21 protein-coding genes are annotated in these 20734 nt (G+C 68.0%); 12 read left to right on the top strand and 9 right to left on the bottom strand.

The window, feature by feature from the left end; translation table 11 throughout:
* Positions 1-7: 7 nt before the first annotated feature.
* Both ASE63_RS00260 and ASE63_RS00255 read right to left on the bottom strand, forming a co-directional pair.
* Complete coding sequence (locus tag ASE63_RS00260; protein WP_056796446.1) at positions 8-487, bottom strand: tripartite tricarboxylate transporter TctB family protein; 480 nt, start codon at positions 485-487, stop codon at positions 8-10.
* A 98-nt stretch (positions 488-585) separates the two neighbouring features.
* Positions 586-1455 carry a tripartite tricarboxylate transporter substrate binding protein gene (locus ASE63_RS00255; RefSeq protein WP_244491257.1) on the bottom strand — a complete coding sequence of 290 codons (870 nt, stop codon included), beginning with the start codon at positions 1453-1455 and terminating at the stop codon, positions 586-588.
* A 315-nt stretch (positions 1456-1770) separates the two neighbouring features.
* Between ASE63_RS00255 and ASE63_RS00250 the strand changes: the two genes are divergently transcribed.
* Complete coding sequence (locus ASE63_RS00250) at positions 1771-3042, top strand: O-antigen ligase family protein (RefSeq protein ID WP_156410124.1); 1272 nt, start codon at positions 1771-1773, stop codon at positions 3040-3042.
* Positions 3043-3051: 9 nt separating this feature from the next.
* Positions 3052-4419 carry a glutathione-disulfide reductase gene (gene gor, locus ASE63_RS00245; protein WP_056794823.1) on the top strand — a complete coding sequence of 456 codons (1368 nt, stop codon included), beginning with the start codon at positions 3052-3054 and terminating at the stop codon, positions 4417-4419.
* A 95-nt stretch (positions 4420-4514) separates the two neighbouring features.
* On the opposite strand, the gene ASE63_RS00240 is transcribed toward gor, so the two are convergent.
* Positions 4515-5243, bottom strand: coding sequence for a class I SAM-dependent methyltransferase (locus ASE63_RS00240; RefSeq protein WP_056794822.1), 729 nt, complete (start codon positions 5241-5243; stop codon positions 4515-4517).
* Between the two features lie 109 nt (positions 5244-5352).
* Positions 5353-5742: a RidA family protein gene (locus ASE63_RS00235; protein WP_056794818.1), complete on the bottom strand. Its 390-nt coding sequence runs from the start codon at positions 5740-5742 to the stop codon at positions 5353-5355.
* A gap of 252 nt (positions 5743-5994) precedes the next feature.
* On the opposite strand from ASE63_RS00235, the gene ASE63_RS00230 reads away from it, so the two are divergent.
* A complete protein-coding gene (locus tag ASE63_RS00230) occupies positions 5995-7380 on the top strand; it encodes a 3-deoxy-7-phosphoheptulonate synthase class II (RefSeq protein ID WP_056794815.1) in 1386 nt (461 codons plus the stop codon).
* A gap of 78 nt (positions 7381-7458) precedes the next feature.
* On the opposite strand, the gene ASE63_RS00225 is transcribed toward ASE63_RS00230, so the two are convergent.
* Positions 7459-8328, bottom strand: a complete 870-nt coding sequence (locus tag ASE63_RS00225; protein WP_056794814.1) for an outer membrane beta-barrel protein — start codon at positions 8326-8328, stop codon at positions 7459-7461.
* A 135-nt stretch (positions 8329-8463) separates the two neighbouring features.
* Here ASE63_RS00225 and ASE63_RS00220 point away from each other — a divergent pair, with 135 nt between their 5' ends.
* Both ASE63_RS00220 and gltX read left to right on the top strand, forming a co-directional pair.
* Positions 8464-10164, top strand: coding sequence for a nitrilase-related carbon-nitrogen hydrolase (locus ASE63_RS00220; protein WP_056794811.1), 1701 nt, complete (start codon positions 8464-8466; stop codon positions 10162-10164).
* 50 nt (positions 10165-10214) lie between these two features.
* Entirely contained in the window at positions 10215-11555 is a 1341-nt protein-coding gene (gltX, locus tag ASE63_RS00215; protein WP_056794808.1) for a glutamate--tRNA ligase, read from the top strand.
* A gap of 32 nt (positions 11556-11587) precedes the next feature.
* Here gltX and ASE63_RS00210 read toward each other — a convergent pair whose 3' ends face one another.
* The gene (locus tag ASE63_RS00210; protein ID WP_162261696.1) at positions 11588-12703 is read right to left on the bottom strand and encodes a DUF2865 domain-containing protein; all 1116 of its coding nucleotides are present in this window, start codon (positions 12701-12703) and stop codon (positions 11588-11590) included.
* A gap of 408 nt (positions 12704-13111) precedes the next feature.
* Here ASE63_RS00210 and ASE63_RS00205 point away from each other — a divergent pair, with 408 nt between their 5' ends.
* Positions 13112-14062 carry a phosphoribosylaminoimidazolesuccinocarboxamide synthase gene (locus ASE63_RS00205; protein ID WP_056796443.1) on the top strand — a complete coding sequence of 317 codons (951 nt, stop codon included), beginning with the start codon at positions 13112-13114 and terminating at the stop codon, positions 14060-14062.
* Between the two features lie 9 nt (positions 14063-14071).
* On the opposite strand, the gene ASE63_RS00200 is transcribed toward ASE63_RS00205, so the two are convergent.
* Together ASE63_RS00200 and dctP are read right to left on the bottom strand one after the other, a co-directional pair.
* The gene (locus tag ASE63_RS00200) at positions 14072-14560 is read right to left on the bottom strand and encodes a MarR family winged helix-turn-helix transcriptional regulator (RefSeq protein WP_056794803.1); all 489 of its coding nucleotides are present in this window, start codon (positions 14558-14560) and stop codon (positions 14072-14074) included.
* A 31-nt stretch (positions 14561-14591) separates the two neighbouring features.
* Positions 14592-15677, bottom strand: a complete 1086-nt coding sequence (gene dctP, locus ASE63_RS00195) for a TRAP transporter substrate-binding protein DctP (RefSeq protein ID WP_056794800.1) — start codon at positions 15675-15677, stop codon at positions 14592-14594.
* Between the two features lie 63 nt (positions 15678-15740).
* Between dctP and ASE63_RS00190 the strand changes: the two genes are divergently transcribed.
* The 3 genes from ASE63_RS00190 (at position 15741) to ASE63_RS00180 (ending at position 17839) form a co-directional block, all read left to right on the top strand.
* On the top strand, positions 15741-16580 hold the full coding sequence (locus ASE63_RS00190) for a fumarylacetoacetate hydrolase family protein (RefSeq protein WP_056794797.1): 840 nt from the start codon (positions 15741-15743) through the stop codon (positions 16578-16580).
* Positions 16581-16712: 132 nt separating this feature from the next.
* On the top strand, positions 16713-17246 hold the full coding sequence (locus ASE63_RS00185) for a hypothetical protein (protein ID WP_056794794.1): 534 nt from the start codon (positions 16713-16715) through the stop codon (positions 17244-17246).
* 74 nt (positions 17247-17320) lie between these two features.
* The gene (locus ASE63_RS00180) at positions 17321-17839 is read left to right on the top strand and encodes a CreA family protein (protein ID WP_056794793.1); all 519 of its coding nucleotides are present in this window, start codon (positions 17321-17323) and stop codon (positions 17837-17839) included.
* 9 nt (positions 17840-17848) lie between these two features.
* Here ASE63_RS00180 and ASE63_RS00175 read toward each other — a convergent pair whose 3' ends face one another.
* Positions 17849-18184 carry a hypothetical protein gene (locus ASE63_RS00175; protein WP_056794790.1) on the bottom strand — a complete coding sequence of 112 codons (336 nt, stop codon included), beginning with the start codon at positions 18182-18184 and terminating at the stop codon, positions 17849-17851.
* A 326-nt stretch (positions 18185-18510) separates the two neighbouring features.
* On the opposite strand from ASE63_RS00175, the gene cysS reads away from it, so the two are divergent.
* From cysS to ASE63_RS00160, 3 genes are read left to right on the top strand one after another with little or no spacing between them, the layout of a single operon-like run.
* Complete coding sequence (gene cysS / locus ASE63_RS00170) at positions 18511-19971, top strand: cysteine--tRNA ligase (protein ID WP_056794787.1); 1461 nt, start codon at positions 18511-18513, stop codon at positions 19969-19971.
* On the top strand, positions 19968-20351 hold the full coding sequence (locus ASE63_RS00165; RefSeq protein ID WP_056794785.1) for a nucleotidyltransferase domain-containing protein: 384 nt from the start codon (positions 19968-19970) through the stop codon (positions 20349-20351). Before cysS ends, ASE63_RS00165 begins: the two co-directional genes overlap by 4 nt.
* Positions 20348-20731 (top strand): HEPN domain-containing protein, encoded by a 384-nt coding sequence (locus tag ASE63_RS00160; RefSeq protein ID WP_082609523.1) that lies wholly within the window; start codon positions 20348-20350, stop codon positions 20729-20731. The genes ASE63_RS00165 and ASE63_RS00160 overlap by 4 nt, the downstream gene beginning before the upstream one ends.
* Positions 20732-20734 lie beyond the last annotated feature (3 nt).

Here is a 20734-nt window from a genome sequence, read left to right as displayed (position 1 = left end):
GCGCTCCTCAGATGAACAGGCGTTCGAGCGGCCCGGCCGGGAGCAGCAGGGTCAGGAGCTTGGCGAAAACGAGGAAGATGCCGAGGCCCATCACGAAGCCGATGATGGCATCGACGACCAATGCGCGCCGGCCGAAGCCGCGCGCCGTGCAGGCGAAGAGGATCGTGATCGCGATGCTGAAGCCGGCGCCGAGCGCGATGCTGGCGATCAGCCCGACCAGCCCGCCGACGATCCAGAGCAACGCGCCACCATCGGCCCGCTCCGGCTTCGGCAGGCCCTCGCGGAAGGCGACGAAGAGGTGCGCCAGCCCGAGCACGACCAGTCCGCAGCAGACCACATAGGGCATGGCCGTCGGCCCGAGGCCGTAATTCGAGGTGATCGTCTGTTTCGATGCGTCGTAATAGACCGTCGCCGCCAGCGCGAGCAGCACGAGGCCGACGAGGAGGGCGGGCCGGTCGGGCCCACGAGCCAGCTTTTCGTTCGTCATCGGCGTTCCCATCGTCCGGCGCGATTTTCGTTGATCTGAGGCGCGAAAGGGGCCGATTTCCGGCCCCTTCGTTGATTGTCGTGGTGCTGCGAAGCGTCTTACTTCACCAGGCCGACATCCGTCATGACCTTGGCGACGCGGGCCTGCTCGGCCTTCAGGAAGGCGTCGAAATCGGCGCCGCCGAGATAGGCGTCGTCCCAGCCGCGGGCCTTGAGGATCTCGGCCCATTCCTTGGACTTCACCATCTTCTCCATGGCGTCGGACAAGGTCTTGGTCTGCTCGGCGCTGAGGCCGGGAGGGGCGACGACCGAACGCCAGTTCATCAGCTCGAGATTGACGCCGCCCTCCTTGAGCGTCGGCGCATCAGGCGCATTGGCGAGGCGGGCCGAGGACGAGACGCCGACGACGCGCAGCTTGCCGGCCTTGATCTGGCCCTCGAACTCGCCATAGCCCGAGATGCCGGCCGTGACGCGCCCGCCCAGCATCGCGGCCAATGCCTCGCCGCCGCCCGAGAACGGGATGTAGTTGATCTTCTTGGCATCGCCCCCCGCGGCCTCGGCGAAGAGGGCGGCGAGGATATGGTCGGCGCCGCCGGCCGAGCCGCCGGCCCAGGTCACCTTGGCCGGGTCGGCCTTGACGCGCTCGGCCAGGTCCTTGGCGGTCTTGATCGGCGAATCCGCCGGCACGACGATGACCAGAGCTTCCGCGGTCAGCCGCGCGATCGGCGTCGTCTGCGACAGGTTCACCGGCGACTTGTTGAGCAGGATCGCGCCAACCATGACGAAGCCGTTGACCATCAGCTGATGGCCGTCGCCCTTCGCGCCGATGAGCTGGGCGAGGCCGATCGTGCCGCCGGCGCCGGTCACGTTGGTGACCTGCACGCTCTTGGCGATGCCGGAGGCGGTCAGCGCCTGCTGCATCGAGCGGGCCGTGCCGTCCCAGCCGCCGCCCGGCGCGGCGGGGGCCATGATCTTGAGTTCGAGCTGGGCGAAGGCCGCGGTCGAGAGACCGGCGAGCGCGACGGCGGCGATGGCGCCCCGCTTGAATATGGATGTCAGCATGTTCTTCCTCCGCACGCGGCTGGTCCGCGCATCCTCCAGACGTCCCCTCTGGCACTGCTGGCTGGGCGCGTCATGGTGGATTGCGCATGAATGCACAATCGCGAGTCAAGAGTTTTCCCGTGATGAGACGGGCGGGCCAGATGCTCTCCCGGGCATTTTGCGTTGCACCCCACGCGCGACAAGCCTCTGGTTGCAGGCCCGCCGATCGCGTATGCGCTCGGCATGAGCACTGCCGCCCCGCACGAAGCCGGATTCGAGCGCACCGACGGCGCGCCGCCGCTGGCCGGGCGGCTCGCTGCCCTGGGCATGGCGTTGCTCGTCGTCACGCCGCTGGCGATGTGGCTCGCCAACCGCTCGGCACCGCTGATCCTCGGCCTTTCGGCTGCGGCCTTCGTCGTGGCGGCCCTCGTCGCGGAAGGCTGGAGGCCGCTCCTGCGGCGCTTGCTCGCATCTCTGCGCGGCCCGATCGCGCTGTCACTCTGCGCCTTCCTCGCCTGGTCGCTCGTAACGCTGGCCTGGAGCCACCGTCCCGCGCAGGGGCTGGCCGCCTGGGGCGAACTGATACTGCCGCTGGCCTTTGCCCTAGCGATCGCAGCCAGCGGTCGGTTCCGCCCGGGCCTTCCCGATGATCGCTGGCTGGCCTTTGCTGTCATCGCCGCCGTCGCCTTGATGATCGCTGAACTGTCCAGCGGGCTGGCGGTGCGGACCATGCTCGATATCGGCAAGCAGGCCGGCTTCGTCTTCAATCGCCCGGCGCTGACCTGCCTGGTCTTGTCCGCAGCCTTGCTGCCCGCGCTGCTGCGGGCGCCGATCCTGCCGCGCGATCGCCTGCTCGCAGGGCTCGTCATGCTGGCGGTCGTCGTGATCGCCGCATTTTCGCACAGCGGCGCTGCCGCTCTCGGCTTGGCGATCATGGTCGCCTGCTGGCTCGCGGCTCTGCTGCTGCCGCGGCTTGCGCTGGCAGCCGTTGCGCTGGCCTTCGCCGCGACGATGCTGCTCGCGCCGTTCCTGGGGCGGCTCGGCGACTCGGCGCTGCCCCCGGCGATGCATGAAAGGTTGGCCGGTTCCCACTCGCGCGAGCGGGTCGATATCTGGCTGAGTTTCGGCGAGGCGATCCAGCTGCGCCCGTTGCTCGGCTCCGGCTTCGGGACGTCGCCGGCGCTGGACCGCCACCCCATGGCCATGGCGGTCTCCGAAGCTCATCGCCCCATGCTCGCGGTCGGCCATCCCCACAGCGCGCCGATGCAGGCCTGGGTCGAGACCGGCGCTATCGGCGCCGCCTTCCTCACCTTTGCCGGGCTCGGGCTGCTGTTTCGCCTGCGCCACCTGCCGGCCGACCAGTCGGCGCCGCGGCTGGCGCTGTTCGCAGCTGCCTTCGGCATCGCTTCGCTGGCGCATGGCGCATGGCAGGGCTGGTGGATAGCGTCGCTGGCGCTCGCCACCCTATGGCTTTTCTCCGATCGGCCCGCGAGGATCGACCGGTCGCGCGATTGAGAGGACATCATGGCTGAATTCGACGTCGATCTCTTCGTCATAGGCGCCGGCTCCGGCGGTACCCGGGCCGCGCGCATCGCGGCAGGCCACGGCGCCCGCGTCATGATCGCGGAGGAGGACCGGATCGGCGGAACCTGCGTGATCCGCGGTTGCGTGCCCAAGAAGCTCTTCGTCTATGCCAGTCGCTTCGCCGAGGATTTCGAGGATGCCGCCGGCTTCGGCTGGACGGTTCCCAGGCCGAGCTTCGACTGGCCGACCTTGCGAGACGCGGTCTCGAAGGAGGTCGCGCGCCTGTCTGGGCTCTATCGCAAGGGCCTCGAGAGTGCGAGCGTCGCGATCCGTGAGGAACGCGCGACCGTAGCCGGCCCTCAACTGGTCAAGCTGATGCCGAGCGGCGAAACCATCCGCGCCCGCCACATCCTCGTCGCGACCGGCGGCTATCCGGCCTTCGACCCGCCGATCCCGGGCGGCGAACTCGGCATCAGCTCCAACGAGATCTTCCATTTGCCGAGCCTGCCAAAGCGGATGCTGGTCGTTGGCGGCGGCTATATCGCGCTCGAATTCGCCAGCCTCTTTGCACGCCTCGGCGTCGAGGTGACGGTGCTGCACCGCGGCGACAACATCCTGCGCGGCTTCGACGAGGACATCCGCGCCCGCCTGCGCGACGCGCTGGAGCATGCCGGCATTCATTTCCGCCTCGGCTGCACGGTCGAGCGCATCGAACTGCTTCCGGATGGCTGCCGCCGCGCCCATTGCGCCAAAGGCGAGCCGATCGATGCCGAGGTCATCCTGATCGCGACCGGCCGCCGCCCCAATACGGTCGGGCTGGGCCTGGCCGAGGCGGGGGTCGAACTCGGTTCCTTGGGGGAGGTCGAGGTCGATGCGAATTCGGCCAGCAGCGTGCCCTCGATCCATGCCGTCGGCGACGTCACGAACCGGATCAACCTGACCCCGGTCGCGATCCGGGAGGGCCATGCCTTCGCCGACAGCGTCTTCGGGGGCAAACCCTGGCAGGTTCAGCATGGCTGTATCGCCTCCGCCGTCTTCACCACGCCGGAGGTTGGCACTGTCGGCCTCTCGGAGGCGCAGGCCGCTGCCGGCGGCCACGAATTGCGGATCTTCGAATCCGCCTTCCGCCCGATGAAGGCGACGATCTCCGGCCGGCAGGAGCGCATCTATATGAAGCTCGTCGTCGACGCGCAGACGGACAAGGTGCTTGGCGCCCATATCCTCGGCCACGACGCGGGCGAGATCATCCAGGCGGTCGCCATCGCCGTGACCATGGGCGCGACCAAGGCCGATTTCGACCGGACCGTCGCGCTGCATCCGAGTGCGGCCGAGGAACTCGTGACGATGCGGACGCCGCGCAAGCCGTGAGCGCCTTCGCCGTCATGGTCGGGCTTGTCCCGACCATGCACGTCGTCGTGCATCGAGGGCGAACAGGACGCACCCAATGCCCGTGAACGCCGCCCTTACTTCGTGCAGACAAAGATCCGGTCGAGGCCCTGCAGGGCCAGTCCGTGCCGCTCGGTCAGGCGGTGGCGCTCGCCTTCCTCCGGCGTGAATTCGATCTGCCGGACTGCGAAGCCCACCGCGGCCAGTTTGTCGGCGAAGTCGCGTCCGTAAAGGCGCAGATGGTCCCAGCCGCAGATCTTCTCGATCTCCGCAGCCGGCATGCCCGGCGGCGGCTCCCAGGTCTCGGCGCGGGTCTGGTCGAGCGGGACGGAGAAGAAGGCGGTTCCGCCCGGCTTCAGCACGCGGAAGCACTCACGCATGCCGGCCGCATCGTCGGGCACATGCTCGAGGATGTGGTGGCAAATCAGGTAGTCGAAATGCCCGTCGCCAAACTGGATGCTGGTGATGTCGACGACGGCATTGGCGACCTTGCTGATCTTCACGTCGCCGGCGACATAGGCGGGATTGTCCTTCCAGAGCCGGAAGAACGGGCGCTCCGGCGAGAAATGCAGCACCTTGGCGCGGGCCATGTCGATTGTGTTGCGCCGCAGATAGAGCCCCATGATCCGGTCCCGCTCCTTGGAGGAGCAGTTGGGGCAGCGTGATTCGGGCCGCGGGCCGACGTCGAGGAAGCGGCCCTGGTAACCGCAGATGGTGCACTCGCGTGCCGGGCGGGAGGCGAGGAACTGCCGCGGCTTGCGGACGGCGGCACGCAGATATTCCTGCGCGAAAACGCTGAGATTCATATCTCTGGAGTCCGTCCACTTGCGGCATGCGGGATCGCGCGAGCGCTACGGGCTGCCGACGTGCCTGTCAATCGGACCGCGCACAACGCCCGGGCCACCGCAAACCGGGTCAGGGAACCTCGCCAAGATAGGCGGTCGCATCGATCTCGACGATGCAGTTTGGCGAGCCGAGCCCGTTGACGATGCAGGAGACCCGGTGTGGCGCGGCTTCGCCGAAATTCGCGAAGAAGACCTCGTTCATCGGCTCCCAATAGGCGCGGTCGGTGACGTAGACGGTGCACTTCACGACGTCGGCCAGGCTGGCCCCGGCCTCCTCCAGCAGGGCCTTGATGTTGTCGATGCATTGCTGCGTCTGCCGCCGCGCATCGCCCAGCGCGTATTGCCCCTGCAGGTCGGCGCCGACACAGCACACGAACATGAAGTCGCCGGCGATGGTCGCCTGGGCGAAGGGCAGCCGGCTCTTGTAGACGCGGTCGGAGGAAACGCTGCGTTTGGGCATGGAGGGGGCCTTTGCGGAAGAGCCGGAATGTCCGGGCCGGTTGAATCGATCTCTGAGCGCGTTGAATCGCCTTGGCAGCGATTACGGCCAAGAGCCTGACGCGATTCAAGTAATAGCGCCGCGACATCGCGGGCATGCGGCTGGCGCGCTCGTAACGGTGGCCTTCCCGGCGCCATGGGTGTATAGGCGCGCCTTCGCGCCGAGAAGGAGTTCTGAACAGCGCGTTTTTCTCATCAGGAGCTTTGAGTGACAATGTCCGAGCGGTGGACGCCCGAGAGCTGGAGGGCAAAGCCCGTCCAGCAGATCCCGGAATATCCGGACCAGGCAGCCCTTAAGGCGGTGGAGCAGCAGCTCGCCGGCTTTCCGCCGCTCGTTTTTGCAGGCGAGGCGCGCAAGCTCAAACGGGCGTTGGGCAAGGTCGCGGCCGGCGAGGCCTTCCTTCTTCAGGGCGGCGACTGCGCCGAGAGCTTCGGCGAGCACTCCGCCGACAACATTCGCGATTTCTTCCGTCTGTTCCTGCAGATGGCGGTGGTGCTGACCTTTGCCGGCGGCTCGCCGGTGGTGAAGGTCGGGCGCATAGCCGGCCAGTTCGCCAAGCCGCGCTCGGCTCCCACCGAGTCGATCGGCGGCGTCGAGCTGCCGAGCTACAAGGGCGACATCGTCAACGACAACGCCTTCACGCCTGAGGCGCGCATTCCCGACCCGCGCCGCCAGCTCGAGGCCTATCGCCAGTCGGCGGCGACGCTGAACCTGATCCGCGCCTTCGCGACGGGTGGCTACGCCAATCTCGACAACGCCCATCGCTGGATGCTCGGCTTCGTCAAGGATGCGCCCGCCTCCTCGCGCTACAACGAGGTCGCCGAGCGCATCACCGAGGCGCTCGACTTCATGCGCGCCATCGGCATCGATCCGGAGACCCATCCGGAGATGCGCACGACCGATTTCTACACCAGCCACGAGGCGCTTCTGCTCGGCTACGAGCAGGCGATGACGCGCACCGATTCGACGACGGGCGAGTATTACGACACCTCAGGGCACATGCTCTGGATCGGTGATCGCACGCGCCAGATCGACCACGCCCATGTCGAGTTCTTCCGCGGCATCAAGAACCCGATCGGCCTGAAATGCGGCCCGTCGACCACGGTCGACGGCCTGCTCAAGCTGATCGACGTGCTCGATCCGCAGAACCAGCCGGGCCGCCTGACGCTGATCGGCCGCTTCGGCGCCGACAAGGTGTTCGACAACCTGCCGGCGCTTGTGCGCGCCACCAAGCGGGAAGGGCGCAACGTCGTCTGGTCCTGCGACCCGATGCACGGCAACACGGTCAAGGCGGCGAGCGGCTACAAGACAAGGCCCTTCGACCTGATCATGACCGAGGTGAAGAACTTCTTCGCCGTCCACCAGGCAGAAGGCAGCCATGCCGGCGGCCTGCACCTGGAGATGACGGGCAAGAACGTCACCGAATGCACGGGCGGTGCCCGCGGCATGACCGATGCGGACCTGAACGACCGCTACCACACGGTCTGCGACCCGCGTCTCAACGCCGAGCAGGCGCTGGAACTCGCCTTCCTCGTCGCCGAGCTGGTCAAGCGCGATCGCGCCGGCCGGGCCCGGCCCGAGGTCGAGGCGGCCGAGTAAGCTCCGCCCGCAGCCTTGACGAAAACGAAAAAGCCGGGGTTTGCGCCCCGGCTTTTTTGCTTCTGGCTGATTGTCGCTTCAGAACTTCAGGCCGGCGGCGACACGGCCCGTATTGACCGTCGTCGTCGTGCCTTCGACATCGGCGAACCGGACGAGCTGATATTCGGCCCTGAGGAAGAGGTTCTCGGTCAGCGCCATGTCGACGCCGAGACCGGCGGTCAGGCCGAAACCGTACACATTGCGCTTGGTCTCGCCGACCGCCAGCGGATAGCCGGCCGCCGGGCCCTGAAATACGCCGCCGGTGACCGGGTTGGCCTGCGTCAGGTCGTTGGTCGCCACGATGGTGGAGACGGTGTTGAACCGGCCGACGGCGGCGCCGAGCGTCGCAAAGGGCATGATCCGGCCATAGGCCCAGCCCATGCGGATGCGCGCCGTGGCGTAGTCGAGAAGCTCGGCGCCCTGCCGGGTCGAGAGCGAGAAGTCGTTCACGGTGCCGGTCGAGTCGACGAAGCGCCGCGCGATATAGTCGGTCAGAAGATAGGAGTGGTTCGAGCGCGTGTAATCGGCCTCGATGCCGAGCACCGCGTCGCCGAATAGGAAATTATAGCCCGCGAAGCCGAAATACTGTGCGCCGCTGTCGCGCTTCGAGGGCAGCTCGTTGACCAGTCCGCCCATGTCGATTTCGTTGCCGAGCACCGTGTTGCGGAAGGAGAAGCGCGCGAGCTTCTGCAGGCCTTCGCCGCCGGGCTCGAACTTGGTCGAGGAGACGCCGGCGCCACCGCCGAAATAGAAGCCGGACCAGCTGATATAGTCCGGCGCCGGCGGAGCGTCCTCGATCTGCGAACCGCGCAGTACGGGGAAATCGGCGGCCTCGATGGAGGTGGTCGTGGTCAGGGCACAGGCGACGAGGGCGGCGGTGCCCATCATGGTGATCTGGCGGCTACGCATCTCGCTTCTCCGAACGGAGGCCTGCTGTCGTGCAGGGGCGGCTCCGCCAGCATTCATGCGCGATTAACCCTAACGTCAGGTTAAGCCGCGGCGGGCGCCGTTGCCCGGGCGCCGGCGTCACGCTACAGCCGCGCAATGATCGCGACCTCCTTCCGCCTCGCCCTTGCGCAATCGAACCCCGTCCTCGGCGACGTAGCCGGCAATGCCGGGCTTGTCCGGGAGGCCCGGCGCCGGGCAGGGCAGGCGGGCGCCGAGCTGGTGATGTTCCCCGAGCTGTTCCTCAGTGGCCACCCGCCGGACGATCTCGCGCTGAAATCGGCTTTCCAGGACGCCTGCCGCAAGGCCTGCGAGGAGCTCGCGCGCGAGACGGCGGATGGCGGCCCGGCCGTGCTGCTCGGCCTGCCCTGGCTGGAGGGCGGCAAGCTCTACAACGCCTGCGCCTTGCTCGATGGCGGCGTGATCCAATCCGTGCGCTTCAAGGTGGCGTTGGCGGATGACGACCTTCTCGACGAGACGCGCAGCTTCGCAGCCGGCCCGCTGCCGGGCCCGGTGCCGTTTCGCGATCGGGTCCGCCTGGGCCTGCCGATCGGTCATGACCTCGGGCATGAGGAGGTCGTCGAATGCCTCGCCGAGACCGGGGCCGAGATCCTGCTTTCGCCGCAGGGCTCGCCCTTCCGCCGCGGCGCCGGCGACGAACGCATGAATGCCACGGTCGCGCGCGTGGTCGAGAGCGAGCTGCCGCTGGTCCATCTCAACCAGGTCGGCGGCCGGGGCGAGCTCGTCTTCGACGGTGCCTCCTTCGTCCTGGATGACGGACGCAACCTGACGCACCAGCTCCCCGCCTTCCGGGAGACCCTCGTCATGGTCGACTGGGTCCGCGAGGCCGGGCGCTGGAGCTGCCGGCCCGGCGAGATCGCCGCCGTCGAGACCGGAGACGAGGCGGACTATGCCGCCTGCGTGCTGGGCCTGCGCGACCATGCCGCCAAGTCGGGGCGCCCCGGCATCGTGCTCGGGCTGTCGGGCAGCATCGACACGGCGCTCGCGGCTGCCATGGCGGTCGATGCGCTGGGGCCGGAGAACGTCACCTGCGTGCTGATGCCCTCCCGCCGCACGGCCCCGCAGATCCTGGCCGCTGCGCAGGCCTGCGCACGGGCGCTGGGCGCGCGCTGCGAGATCCTCGGGATCGAGGGCGCGGTCAAGGCCGTCGAAGCGGCTCTGTCAGGCGTCGTCGGCACCGGTGGAAACGTTGCCCTGGAGTCGAGCCTGGAGAGCCACGTGTGCGGCACGCTGCTCGCGGCGCTGGCCGACAGCCTCGGCTGGGTGCTGGCGGTCCCGGCAGGACGGTCCGGGATGGTTTGCGGCGATGCTGCGCATCCCGGCGAGGCGGCTGGCGGCTTCAATCCGCTCAGGGATCTCTATGCGACCGAGTTGGTGCGGCTCGCCGCGCTGCGCAACCGCTGGAAGCCGGCCGACGCGCTGGGCCCCGACGGCATCGTCATCCCGGACGCGCTCCTGGCCGGCGGGCAAGCGCTGCCGCCTCATGACGTGCTCGACGCGATACTGGCCGCCTTCGACCGTGGGCAGCGCGTTTCAGAGATCGTTGCCGGGGGGCATGATCGCGAGGCGGTGGTTGCCGTCGAACGCGCGCTCGCATGCCCCGCCTACCGGCGCCGCCGCGCCGCGCCCGGAATCAGGATCGCCGCGCGCAAGCCGAACGGCGAGCGGTTCGATCCCATCGCTCCTGGCTTCGTCGACACGGGCGAGGCGGCGTATCAACCCGATCCGGCCTTGGTCAGGGGCGTGGGCCGGGGCGGCGGCGAGAGCTTCGATTTCTGAAGGACCAGCCGGCGATTGTCGCTGCCGCGCAAACGCGCCATAAGCCGGGCATGACCGCTCCGCTCCTGCGCTTCGCTCCGTCGCCAACCGGCTATCTGCACATCGGCAACGCCCGCTCGGCGCTGTTCAACGGGCTCTATGCGCGCCGCCACGGCGGCCGCTTCATGCTGCGCTACGACGACACCGATCTCGCGCGCTCGAAGCCGGAATTCGCCGAGGCCATCGCCGAGGACCTCGCCTGGCTCGGCATCGTGCCAGACGTCGTGATCAGCCAGTCGCAGCGGCTTGCGCTCTATGACGCGGCGGCGGAGCGCCTGCGCGCGTCAGGCCGGCTCTATGCCTGCTACGAGACGGCCGACGAACTGGACCGTCGTCGCAAGCGCCAGCTCGCGCGCGGCCTGCCGCCGATCTACGACCGCGCCGCGCTGAAGCTGACCGCCGAAGAGAAGGCGAAGCTGGAGGCCGAGGGGCGGAAGCCGCATTGGCGCTTCCTGCTGGAGCCGCGTGTCGTCGCCTGGAGTGATCTGGTGCGCGGCGAAGCCCATGTCGATTGCGCCTCGCTGTCAGACCAGGTGCTGATCCGCGAAGATGGCAGCTATCTCTACCATCTGCCGTCAGTGGTGGACGATACCGAGACCGGCGTGACCCACATCATCCGCGGCGAGGATCATGTCACCAACACGGCGGTGCATATCCAGATCTTCGAGGCACTGGGCGCGAGCCTGCCGGCCTTCGGCCACCATAACCTGCTGACGACGGCAAGCGGCGAAGGGCTCTCCAAGCGCCTCGGCCATCTCTCGCTGCGCGGGCTGCGCGAGGCGGGCGTCGAGGCGATGGCGGTTGCATCGCTCGCCGTGCTGACCGGCTCCTCGGATGCGGTGCGCCCCGTCGCCAGCCTCGACGAGCTCGCGCGCCTTGTCGACCTCGGCCATATCTCGCGCGCGCCGGCCAAGTTCGACGAGCACGACCTCGAGACGCTGAGCGCCCGCACCCTGCATCAGCTTCCGCATCAGGCGGTCGCAGCACGGCTGCAGGCCCTCGGCGTCGACGGCAGTGAGGCCTTCTGGCTCGCGATTCGCGGCAACCTTGCCAAGCTCGACGAGGCACGCATCTGGGACGAGGTGGTGCAGGGTCCGCTCGCACCCGACATCTCTGACCCCGCCTTCGCCGCCACTGCCGCCTCGCTGCTGCCGGCCGAGCCTTTCGACGCGACCACCTGGAAAAGCTGGACCGGCGCCGTCTCCGCCGCGACGGGGGCCAAGGGCAAGGCGCTGTTCATGCCGCTGCGCCGAGCGCTGACCGGGCTCGATCACGGTCCCGAACTGGCGGCGCTGCTCCCGCTCATCGGCCGGGAGAAAGCGCTGAAGCGGCTTGCGGGCGATAGCGCCTGAGCGGCGTCCTGCTGCCGAAATGCTGATCGCGATCAGGGCCGCGCGGCTGCCGGTCCGAGATTGGGCGCCAGATTGGGCGCGACGATCCGCACCGTGCGCCGTTCGCCGGTGACGCTGCGCGTCTCCTGCTTCAGCCCGTCGCCCTTGTCGAGCACGCGTTCGCCGACCGAGTTCGGCCCGACGCCGGCCGATTCGGTGCCGGCCGTCGGCGAGTTTTCGGAGGGCATCGGCTTTTCGTCGGGGGTCTCGGGGATGCCCGCGGGCTGCGTCGCAGGGGCCGGGGTCGGGGCGCCGCCGCGCCGCTTCGGGTCCGCTTTCGGCTCCCTGGGCCGCGAAAGCTCGGCTGCCCGCTGCTCGGTGACGATGATGTCGCCCTTGCGCTTGTCGAGCAGGTATTCGGCTTCCCTGAGGGCCTGCGCCCAGCTCTGGCCCTGGGTCCTGCAGGTGCAGGCGGCGTCGAAGCTGCGCTGGAACTTGCCAGCGTTCGGCAGCGAGGAATAGGGCTGGCCGGTGCTCCGGGCGACGGCGTTCTGGATGTCGCCGCCATTGGTCATGCCGTAGGCGGAGGTTTCGGTGCCGGGGCAGAGCGCCTGGCACATCTCGTCGCCATTCCCGGAACTGTTGTTCGAGAGCGGAAAGAAGTAGCCGTCGCAGCTGCGAACGCAGACGGTGTAGGGGCCGCCCATCCGCGGCTTCTGCTCTTCGAACGGCTGCTCGGGGTCGAGCTCAGGCAGCGTCGAGTCGATCTCGCCGCGGCGGGGCTCGAGGCCGAAGATCGTCTCGAAGAAGCCGCGCTCCTGACCACCGCCACGGCAATTGTTGTTGATGGCGGCCGCGAGCTGGGCGCGGCGCTGTTCGACCCCGCCGCCCTCGGCCTGCTGCTGCAGACGGCCATACTGGGCCTGCAGCTGTCCGATCTGGCTCCGGAGGCCATTGCATTGCGGCGGCGGCGCCTCGCCGAAGAAGAGGAAGCCGCCACGCTCGCAGCCCATGGAGCGATACTGGTTCGTCGCCTGAGCGAGCTGGGAACCGACGCGCTGTGCCGCCTGGGCCGCCCGCGCGTCGCCGCCGCGCTGGCCCTGCAGGCTCGCGAGCTCGGAACGCCATGCATTGCACGATGGCGATTGCGCCACGGCCGCGCCACTCATGGAAGCCAGCGCCAGCAACGCAATTCCGAGGCGTCTGCCGTGCCGCAGCCAGAAAGGTCTCGATGTCATAGCGGGTCGCGTCACGTCACCTGCTTGTCGGTCTTGCTCTGCCGGATGATCCTTGCCCAAGGCTGGCCTTGTTCACCCTGGCGGGTTCGCCCTGGGGCGGAACAACACCCGCCAAACGCGACGGAACTAAGGAGGGACGCCTCGCCAGGCGCAAACGACCGGCTCGGCGCGGGACCCGAATGCCACATTCGCCGCGGCCGGGCAATCGCCACGCCGGATTGAGCGGTGCAGCATTGACGATCCAGCATCGACGCGGTTGGCGCGCAGCCCGCGACTGTCTAGAAGGCAGCGATGCTGCCCGCGCACGCCGCGCGGGTGCCGCAAGCGGGCGAAGCCGACATGAACCAACCTCTGGCCCTCGAAGACGCCTTCATCCCCGAGCTTCCCAGTTATTATCGCGGCAAGGTCCGGGAAAACTACGATCTTCCGGACGGGCGCCGCATCCTGATCTCGACGGATCGGCTGAGCGCCTTCGACCGGGCGATCGCGGCGATCCCCCTCAAGGGGCAGGTCCTGACGCAGACGGCGCGCTACTGGTTCGAGAAGACGGCCGACATCTGCCCCAACCATGTGCTCGAATACCCCGATCCCAATGTCGTGATCGGCACGCGGCTCGACATCTTGCCCGTAGAGATCGTGGTCCGCGGCTATCTCGCCGGCACCACCGGCACCTCGATCCTGACAATGTACAAGCAGGGCCAGCGCGAGATGTACGGCGTGCGCCTGCCCGACGGCCTGCGCGACAACGAGAAGCTGCCCGAGGCAATCATCACCCCGACGAGCAAGGCGTTCGACGGCGGCCATGATGAGCCGCTGTCGGCAAGGCAGATCGTCGCCGAGGGGCTCCTGACCCAGGAGCAGTGGGACACGGTCAGCCGCTATGCGCTTGCCCTGTTCGCGCGCGGCCAGGCCATGGCCGACGAGCGCGGGCTGATCCTGGCCGACACGAAATACGAGTTCGGAACGGACAAGGACGGCCGGATCCTGCTGGCCGACGAGATCCACACGCCGGATTCGAGCCGCTACTGGATGGCCGCCAACTATCCCGCGCGCTTCGCGGCAGGCGAGAAGCCGGAATCCTTCGACAAGGATTTCGTCCGGAGCTGGGTGGTCGCGCGCTGCGACCCCTACAAGGAGGAGCTGCCGCCGATCCCGCAGGAGCTGATCGCGCAGACCACGGACGTCTATGTCCGGGCCTTCGAGACCATCACGGGCCAGGATTTCGTGCCGCCGCCGGCCGGCGAGCCGCCGTTGGAGCGCATCCGCCGCAACCTCGCGCGGTTTTTCTGAACGGGATGCTCAGCCCTCGTCGTCGCGGTAGCCGCCGGCAAGGTGGCGGCTGCGTTCGGTCAGCGTCGAGAGCACGCGCTCGAAGACCTTGAGCTCATCGGCCGCGATGCCTTCGGTCCAGCGCGCCTCGAAGGCCAGCGCCAGCGGTGCGATCTGCGCATAGATGCGCTCGCCGGCCGCCGTCAGCGCCACGAAGGACTCGCGCCGGTCCTGCCTGTTCTCGGCGCGCGAGACGAGCCCGCGCTGCTCCAGCTCGGAGACGGCGCGCGAGACCTTGGTCTTGTGCATCTGCGCGAGCTCGCCGATGTCGCGCGAGGTCAGCCGGCCGAACTCGCCGAGCTGCGCGACGACCCGCCATTCCGGGATGCCGATGCCGAATTGAGCATCGTAGATCCGCCCGAGCGCCCGCGCCGAATGGAAGGCGACGACGTTGAGGCGGTAGGGCAGGTATTGCTCGAGTCGCAGCGGCCGGTCCGGCGCAGGCGGTTTCGTCGACATGGTCGGTTCGCGCCTCCGCTGCCGCAGTCGCTCAGCGCGCCCGAAGCCGGTTCATGAACGAGTCGTAGGACAACTCCGCCACCTGCCACCAGAGCAGGTTCTCGCCGCGGAAGGCCACCATCGAATCGTAGCCCTTCTTGAAGTCGGCGCTCTTGGCGCCGGTCTCCGCATAATACTCGTCGGCCGCCTTGAGCGCCGCTTCCATCACCGGCATCGGGAAGGCCTTGAGCTGGGCGCCCTGGCCGACGAGCCGGCGCAGGCCGCCCGGATTCACGAAGTCGTACTTCGCCAGCATCCAGTTATTGGCCGCCTCGCAGGCGTTCTGGACGATCGCCTGGTAGTGCTTCGGCAACTTGGCCCAGGCCTCCTTGCCGATCAGCAGGTGCAGCATCGCGCCGCCCTCCCACCAGCCGGGATAGTAGTAGTATTTGGCGACGCGGATGAAGCCGAGCTTCTCGTCGTCATAGGGGCCGACGAATTCGGCGGCGTCGATCGTGCCGCGCTCCAGCGCCGGATAGACGTCGCCGGGTGCGATCTGCGTCGGCACCACGCCGAGCTTCGCCAGAACCGCGCCGCCCATGCCGCCGATGCGGAACTTCAGCCCCTTGAGGTCGTCGACGCCCTTGAGCTCGTTGCGGAAGAAGCCACCCATCTGGCAGCCGGAATTGCCGCAGGGGATGCCATAGGCGCCGAACCGGTCGAGCACGCCGTTCACGATCTGCTCGCCGCCGCCGAAATACCACCAGCTGTGTTGCTGGCGCGCATTCAGGCCGAAGGGGATGCCGGTGCCCAGCCCCAGCGTCGGGTCCTTGCCGATATAGAAATAGGTCGGCGAATGCGCGCATTCGACCGTGCCGTTCTGCACCGCGTCGAGCGCCTGCAGGCCCGGCACGATCTCGCCCGGCGAGAAGACCTGGATCTGGAACTTGCCGTCGGTCGCCTCGCCGACCAGCTTGGCGAATTGCTGCGCGGTGCCGAAGATCGTGTCGAGCGACTTCGGGAAGCTCGAGGTCAGCCGCCACTTCACCTCGGGCTGCGACTGCGCGACGGCCGGCATCGCGACGGGCGTGGCGGCGGCCGCCAGCGCGCCCGTTTTCAAAAAGTCGCGACGTTTCATAAGGTAGTCCTCCCGCGGGCTTGTTGAGCCCTTATTGGCGCGTCGTGCGAGGAATGAAAAGACATGAAACTCGCTTCGCTTATGCATGGCCGGGATGGCCGGCTCGTTGTCGTGTCGCAGGATCTGACGCGCGCCACGGATGCGTTTCCCATCGTGCCGACGCTGCAGCGCGCCCTCGACGACTGGGATCGGCACGCTCCGCGCCTAGCCGACCTGGCCGAGAGCCTCGAGCACGGCGCGGTGCCGTCCTTCCGTTTCCACGAGCATGACTGTGCCGCGCCGCTGCCGCGCGCCTATCAGCGCCTGGCCGTGTCGACCGCCGGCGCGCAGCTCCGGCAGGAGAGCGCCGACACCCCGCTCGGTCCCCGCCAGCCGTTCCGCGCGCCGAGCGACGAGGGTGGTATCGATTTCCAGGCCGAGATCGTGGTCGTGACGGGCGATGTGCCGATGGGCGTGACGGCAGAGGCGGCGCTGGACCATATCCGCCTTGTCATGCTCGCGAACGGCGCGGGCCTGCGCAGCCTCGCCGGGCCGGACGCAGCGAGCGATCCCGGCGCGTTGCAGAAGCCGTCCGGCGCCTATTCGCCGGTTGCGGTCACGCCCGGCGCGCTGGGCGCCGCCTGGCGGAACGGTCGGGGCATTCTGCCTCTCCAGGCCCAGATCAATGGCAAGCTCATCGGCAAGCCCGATGCCGGCACCGACATGACACCCGGCTTCGGCGCGCTGATCGCGCAGGCCGCCCGCCGGCGCCCGCTTAGTGCCGGCACGCTCGTCGCGGCGGCGGTCGCAGGGCACGGCTCCGACGGCCTGCGCTTCGGCGACACGGTCCGCATCGAAGTGAAGAACGCCGCCGGCCATTCGATCTTCGGGGCGATCGAGCAGGAGATCCTGCCGAGCGGCTGAAACGCCGGCACATGCCGGAAGCAGGGTGTCGAGCGCGCGGCTCGCAAGGTTCGCTCTCGGCGGGCTTGGCGCCTGCCGGGGCGGCGGATAACGTGACGCGACGACGCCCCTCCGCCGCGAGAGCACCGCCCGATGATCGACCCCGTCACCTTCTATCCCGCCACCGTGCCGCTGGCCTTTTTCGTCTGGGGCCCGGTGCTGGTGGTCGTGCTGTTCTGGGCTGTCGGCTTCTGGTCGAGCCGGCAGGGCGTGCCGCGCCTGCTGGAGAACGACTGGAACGGCTTCAACGTCGCCGATGTCGAGAAGCTCTTCGCGATGTATGGCGAGAGGCAGCGCGCCCGCTATCGCAACCGCGTCCTGCCGGCGGATGTCGCCTGCGCCGTGACCTACGCCATCGTCGGCGCGATCCTGATTGCGGGCCTGTCGATGCGCGGGCAGCCCTGGTGGGTGGCGGCGCTCTGCGGCGGCGGCTGGCTGCTCGGCGGCCTCTTCGACGTGGTCGAGAACTTTGCCGTCGCCCGACTGCTCGACAAATATCCGAAGGTCGAGGCCGGCGATGTCGCCTTCGCCAGCCGCGTGACCCAGGTAAAGCTCGTGCTGTTCCTGCTCGGAACGGTCGGGGCGCTCGCCGCCGCCTATCTCGCCTTCAGGCCGCTGGCCGCCTGAACATTCGGCCTCTGGCGGGGGCGGGGCCTGCTTCCCATATCCCGGCGGCGGCGCGCTGCCGCAGGAGTTCGCCCATGCGCCTGAATGCCATCGCTTCCGCTGTCATCGCCGGCACGCTCGGCCTAACGGCCCTCGTTGCGCCGGCGGCCGCGCAGGAGGACCTGATCTTCAAGAAGTCGACGGTCTGGAAGATGATGACGCCCGACGACAAGCTCGCCGTCTACGGTGTCGACGATCCGCTGGTCGAGGGCGTCGCCTGCCACTACACGATCCCTGAGAAGGGCGGCGTCGTGGGCATGTTCGGCGTCGCCGAGGAGGTCTCCGAGATCTCGCTCGCCTGCCGCCAGATCGGCCCGATCAAATTCAAGGAAAAGGCCGAGCAGGGCGATGTCGTCTTCCGCGAGCGCCGCTCCCTGGTCTGGAAGAAGATGCAGATCGTGCGCGGCTGCGACGCCAAGCGCAACGTGCTGGTCTATCTGGTCTATTCCGACAAGCTGATCGACGGCTCACCGCAGAACTCGACCTCGACCGTCCCGATCATGCCCTGGGGCGGAGTCGGCGATGCGCCGAAATGCGCCGACTGGATCAAGTGAGAACGGGGCTCAGCTGCTGCAGGTGATGGTCAGCGGCTGCTCGGCCACCGCCGCGGGTGCGGTGCTCGCCTTGGACAGCGTGCCGGTGAAATCCTCCCGCTCGGCGATACCGAACGCGCTCGCCTTGGCAAAGCCCTGCGCCTCGCACCAGGCATCCGCGACGATCTTGCCGCATTCGGACCGGCTGGAGATGCAGTCCGCTACGCCGTAGCCGTCGCTGGAAGGGATCAGGAAGGTGCGCTGGTCGCTGGGGGCTGCGACCGTTCCCGTCGTCGGCAGCACCGAGAGCGAAAGCCCGGCCCCGACAATCCCGAACAGGCCGATCAGGGCAACGGCGCGGCGCATTCTGCTCATATCCTCGTGAACGATGGTCGCTCAACCTTCGAATCGCGAGGATGGTTCCCGTCGATTAAAATTGAGTGAAGTGCCGGCCTATTGATTGTGCAATGCGGCAAAAGCCGGGCGCCCTCTTGACGCAATGCCTGCGCACAGGCAAGCATTTTTCGGATGACGCGAGCCCTGAACCTGATCTGCATTATTTGCCGCTAGCTTTCGCTGGCCGGCTGCTCACGTCCTCATCCTGAAACGGAAAGACAGACAGCGCCCCGGCCAGCGGCCAGGACAGCCTCGCCGTCGTCACGCCTTTTCGCCGCTTTCAGGATGCCACCCCGATGTCGCCGACCCTCAGGCTCTACAACACGCTGACGCGGACGAAGGAAGACTTCGCGCCGATCGATCCGCAGAACCTGCGGATGTATGTTTGCGGCCCCACGGTCTACGACTACGCCCATATCGGCAATGCGCGCCCGGTCATCGTCTTCGACGTGCTCTACCGGCTGCTGCGGCATCTCTACGGCGAGAGCCACGTCACCTATGCCCGCAACCTCACCGACGTCGACGACAAGATCAACGCGCGTGCCGCCCGCGACTATCCCGCCTTGCCGCTGAACGAGGCCATCGCGAAGGTCACGCAGGCGACGACGGCCCAGTTCCACGCGGATGTCGATGCGCTCGGCTGCCTGCGGCCCGACGAGGAGCCCCGCGCGACCGACCATATCGAGGAGATGAAGGCGATCATCGAGCGCCTGATCACGCGCGGCGTTGCCTATGTCGCCGAGGAGCATGTGCTCTTCCACGTCCCGGCCGTGGCCGGGCTGAAGGGTGCGCCGAAATACGGCTCGCTCGCCCGCCGTTCGCTCGACGAGATGATGGCCGGCGCGCGCGTCGATGTCGCTCCGTACAAGAAGGACGCGATGGACTTCGTGCTCTGGAAGCCGAGCCGCGAAGGCGTCGATCCGGGCTGGCCGTCGCCGGCCGGCATCGCCACGCCCGGCCGCCCCGGCTGGCACATCGAATGCTCGGCCATGTCGATGGCGAAGCTGCTCGAGCCCTTCGGCGGCGGGCTCTCCTGCGACGACCCGCAGAAGAACGTCTTCGACATCCATGGCGGCGGCATCGACCTCGTCTTCCCGCATCACGAGAACGAGATCGCGCAGAGCTGCTGCGCCTTCGGCGATGCCGGCGGCACGGGGCGCATGGCGAATGTCTGGATGCATAACGGCTTCCTGCAGGTCGAGGGCGAGAAGATGTCGAAATCCCTCGGCAACTTCGTCACGATCAACGAATTGCTGGCGACGGAAACCTTCGGCGGCCGCAAATGGCCGGGCGAGGTGCTGCGCCTCGCGATGCTCAAGACGCATTACCGCCAGCCGATTGACTGGACGGTGAAGGCGCTGGAGGAAGCGGAAAAGACGCTCCACGACTGGGCGGATATCGCCCGTCTTGGCGCACCGTCGCAGCCTTCTCCGGAATTGCTGGATGCGCTCGCCGACGACCTCAACACCGCTCGTGTCTTCGCCGAGCTTCACGCGATGCGGAAGGCCGGCGACGGCCCGGCCCTGCGCGCAAGCCTGGACCTGTTGGGCATCGCCCTGCCGGCCGAGGAGCAGGCGAGCGTCGCCGTCGCAGAAATCGAGCGCCTCATCGCCGCCCGCCTCGAAGCCCGCCGCGACAAAAACTTCGCGGAATCCGACCGTATCCGTGACGAGCTCGCCGCGATGGGCATCGCATTGAAGGACGGCAAGGATCCCGCCACCGGCGATCCGACCACGAACTGGGAGGTGAAGCGATGAGCATCGCTGCCGACCTGCTTTCGCCGCCCGACGACGCGACGGCTGCTGCCGCGCTGGAAGATTACGCCGAGCGCGTGCGCGAAAGTTACGGCGCCCGTCTGGTCGAAATGCATCTGTTCGGCAGCCGCGCGCGCGGCACCGCGCGGCCGGACAGCGATGCCGACGTAGCCGTCGTCCTCTCGGCTTTCGAAGGCGGCGCGCTATCGGAAAAGATGCATCTCGTCGATCTCGGTTTCGACGCGCTGACGGATGCCGGCCTGATGATCCAGCCCTGGCCCTTCACCGAACGCGAATGGCGGGCGGCGGAGCCGCAGGGACGCTTTGGCGCCCTGCTTGCGGCTGCACGCCGTGATGCGCGCCCGTTGGGAGCGGGGCGATGAGGCCCCATGCCGAGAAGGCGTTGCAGTCATTGCGCTCGGCCGAGCTTCTGCTGGCCGCCGAGGATTTCGATGGTGCGGTCAATCGCGCCTATTACGCCTGCTTCGATGCGGCACATGCGGTCTTGTCGGATCGCCTCGGCATCGACACCTCCGAGATCAAGACCCATGCCGGGCTCATCCGGCTTTTCAACCTCCGGGTGATCAAGGCGGGTTTGATGCCGCTCGAGATCGGCCGCCTCATCGCGCGCGAGGAACAGCTGCGCCTCTTCGCCGATTACGGCGACGGGGTTCAGCATCGCTCCGAAGCCGAACTCGCATTGTCGCAGGCGCAGGAATTCGTCTCTGCCTGCATCGCTCTCGTCAATACCAGGAAGAACTAGGGA

Source organism: Allobosea sp. Root381 (genome assembly GCF_001429395.1).
Taxonomy (GTDB): Bacteria; Pseudomonadota; Alphaproteobacteria; order Rhizobiales; family Beijerinckiaceae; genus Allobosea.
Note: the sequence above shows the minus strand (reverse complement) of the source record. Positions and strands in the feature narration are given on the sequence as shown.